Source organism: Moorena sp. SIO3I6 (assembly GCF_010672095.1).
The window spans coordinates 1-2290 of record NZ_JAAHHU010000752.1 but is presented as its reverse complement, the minus strand read 5'-3'; the positions used below and the strand labels follow the sequence as shown (position 1 = coordinate 2290).

General features: G+C 40.3%; 2 protein-coding genes and 1 pseudogene. 1 reads left to right on the top strand and 2 read right to left on the bottom strand.

The window, feature by feature from the left end:
- Positions 1–81 precede the first annotated feature (81 nt).
- On the bottom strand, positions 82–1023 hold the full coding sequence (locus F6K49_RS42265; RefSeq protein WP_293107330.1) for a glycosyltransferase: 942 nt from the start codon (positions 1021–1023) through the stop codon (positions 82–84).
- A 169-nt stretch (positions 1024–1192) separates the two neighbouring features.
- Here F6K49_RS42265 and F6K49_RS42260 point away from each other — a divergent pair.
- A pseudogene (locus tag F6K49_RS42260) lies at positions 1193–1369 on the top strand (IS4 family transposase); the annotation flags it as partial.
- A gap of 18 nt (positions 1370–1387) precedes the next feature.
- Here F6K49_RS42260 and F6K49_RS42255 read toward each other — a convergent pair.
- Positions 1388–2290, bottom strand: a 903-nt coding sequence (locus tag F6K49_RS42255) for a class I SAM-dependent methyltransferase (protein ID WP_293107325.1), incomplete at its 5' end; no start/stop codon positions are given.

Genomic DNA, 2290 nt, shown 5'->3' with positions numbered 1-2290 from the left:
CTTCTATAATTGGGATTTGAGACACAGTAGTAGATGGATTAGACGAAATTTGGGATATATTATACCAGATCTTGTTTATATTTAGAATGAAATAGCCCTGCCGATTAAGACAAGTTGGAACATAGATAGAACTAATAAACCCGACACGTAGGTGGCCCAGCCTGGTATCCCCCAATCGGTAAAGACTCTAATCAGCACAACTGAGCCTAAGAGCAACAATAAAATAACTAATAAAACTACAACACTTAATAAGATTCTGGTCCCGACAATATCTCCGTACACTGCAATAGAACTCAAGCCATGTGTCACGAGGGACACTAAGTTCATCTTGGGCTGCCCAGCTAGTCGCTTTGCCCGGGGCACATCTACTTCAAGATAGGGAATTCGAGAGCGATAAATGCCTGATGAGTAATGATTCCAAATTTCTGAAATCACTACGACGTTCTTCAATAAATAAGCAGGTAATAAACTGAAATTACCGACGCTAATTTCTTTCCCTATAAGCAGGAGATAAAGCTTTTTGTAAATGAAATAGAAAAACTTAAATGTGTAGCTTTCAGAGCGCTTACTGCGCTTAGCAAAAATTATTTTATTGTTACCTGTCTTGTCCGAGACATTCAGGAGGTGCTCTATGGCAAAGGGATTATCTTCCCCATCACCGTCCATCACCACAACCCAGTCGCAGTCTGAGTGGCTATATACATAGGACAACCCAACCGCTATCGCTCTCTGGTGACCAAGGTTGCGGCGAAGTCGAAGGATATTAACTGCTCGAATCTGGCGATGTTCTTGATGAGTCAGTGAATGTGGGATGGGCATAGTTGAATAGTCATCAACAATGACAACTTCTAAATTGGTGCCTTGAGGAATAATAATCTCATCAATAAGCAGCAGTAGCTTTTCCAGAGCTTCCCAGTCATTAAATGAAGGAATGACAATGACTAGATTTCTCCTATCAGTCAAGTCAGTAATTAGAGACTGATTTAGAGACTGTTTTGGCGGTGAGAGCTTTGAGAGTCCCATTTATTTCCTCTCAGACTATGAAAAACTAATAAGTTAGAGTACATGTTTTCCTGCAAAAAGTCTACCCATCACTTCAGTACAGAAGAAAAAGGTTGAAAAGAAGAGCAGGATGGGGTTTGATCCGAATTTAAGAGAGTGATATCAAACCCCATGAACTAATAAGGGCGAATTGAAGAAAGCCCTCCAACCCCATGTGGGATGGCACGGAGCGAGAGTTTCGTTTCTAGCCAAGTTCAAGCTGGCATTGCTGAAAGTAAAGACAGTGAACCTGAGTGAACTGGCATTGGGATGTGAGGGAAAGGCTCTGCCCGAGTCAAATTACAAACGACTGCAACGATTTTTTCGACGTTAATTATTGAAAATTTTATTGATTATCTATTGGGAGACCAACCAACCCTTTGAATTTAAACCAAAGCGATCGCATTTTCCAAAACTTACTGGTCTTCATGGCCGCCACTTCTAGTTTGGTGTGGTGTAATTCGTATTGAGTTTGTTGAAGTTCTTTACTTTTACTCTCTTGAAGCTGTTGGGATTGAACTAGCTCTACTTGGGTGTTTTGTAATTGCTCTTGAGTTTGTTGTAATTGGTTTTGAGTTTGTTGTAATTGGTTTTGAGTTTGTTGTAATTGGTCTTGAGTTTGTTGTAATTGGTTTTGAGTTTGTTGTAATTGGTCTTGAGTTTCTTGAAGTTTAGTTTTAGTTTTTTGCAATTCTAGGCTTCCGCTATCTTTAAGCTGTTGTGATTGAACTAGCAATGTCCGCAACTCATGAAGCTCTTGTAACTCCTCAGATAGTTCTTGAGTCGTTTTCACTCGACCACAGGCAAGGGTCGTTGAGTACTCGTGGTCTGTAAGACGAAATTTTACAATATCATGCCATACATAGTCGGATCCAGGCCAAGTCTCAACAACATCATGAAAAGCCATCCATCCCCCAACTTTCATAAGGGGTAATAATAACCCAAAATCCGTAAGCACATCTACGTATTCATGAGAACCATCAATAAATACGAAGTCAATCGTCTTGTCTCCAGTTAATTCACCCCAACGCTTCAGAATTTCTAAAGAATATCCCTGAAAAGATTTGATATAGGGAGCCAGTTGGTATTTATCAATGTTTTCTTTCCAGACCTCAAAGGCAGTCTTTTCTGGTATGTCGTGACATTGCCCTATCCATGGATCAATACAGTAGATCTTGCGATTAGTCCCTACACAGGCAAACGCCATAGCTGCCGTAGACCTTCCTTTATAAGAGCCAACTTCAACAAT

What these genes read in the sequence shown, in the direction of transcription:
- F6K49_RS42265 (WP_293107330.1), bottom strand. Translation starts at nt 1,023, where the DNA reads ATGGGACTCTCAAAGCTCTCACCGCCAAAACAGTCTCTAAATCAGTCT.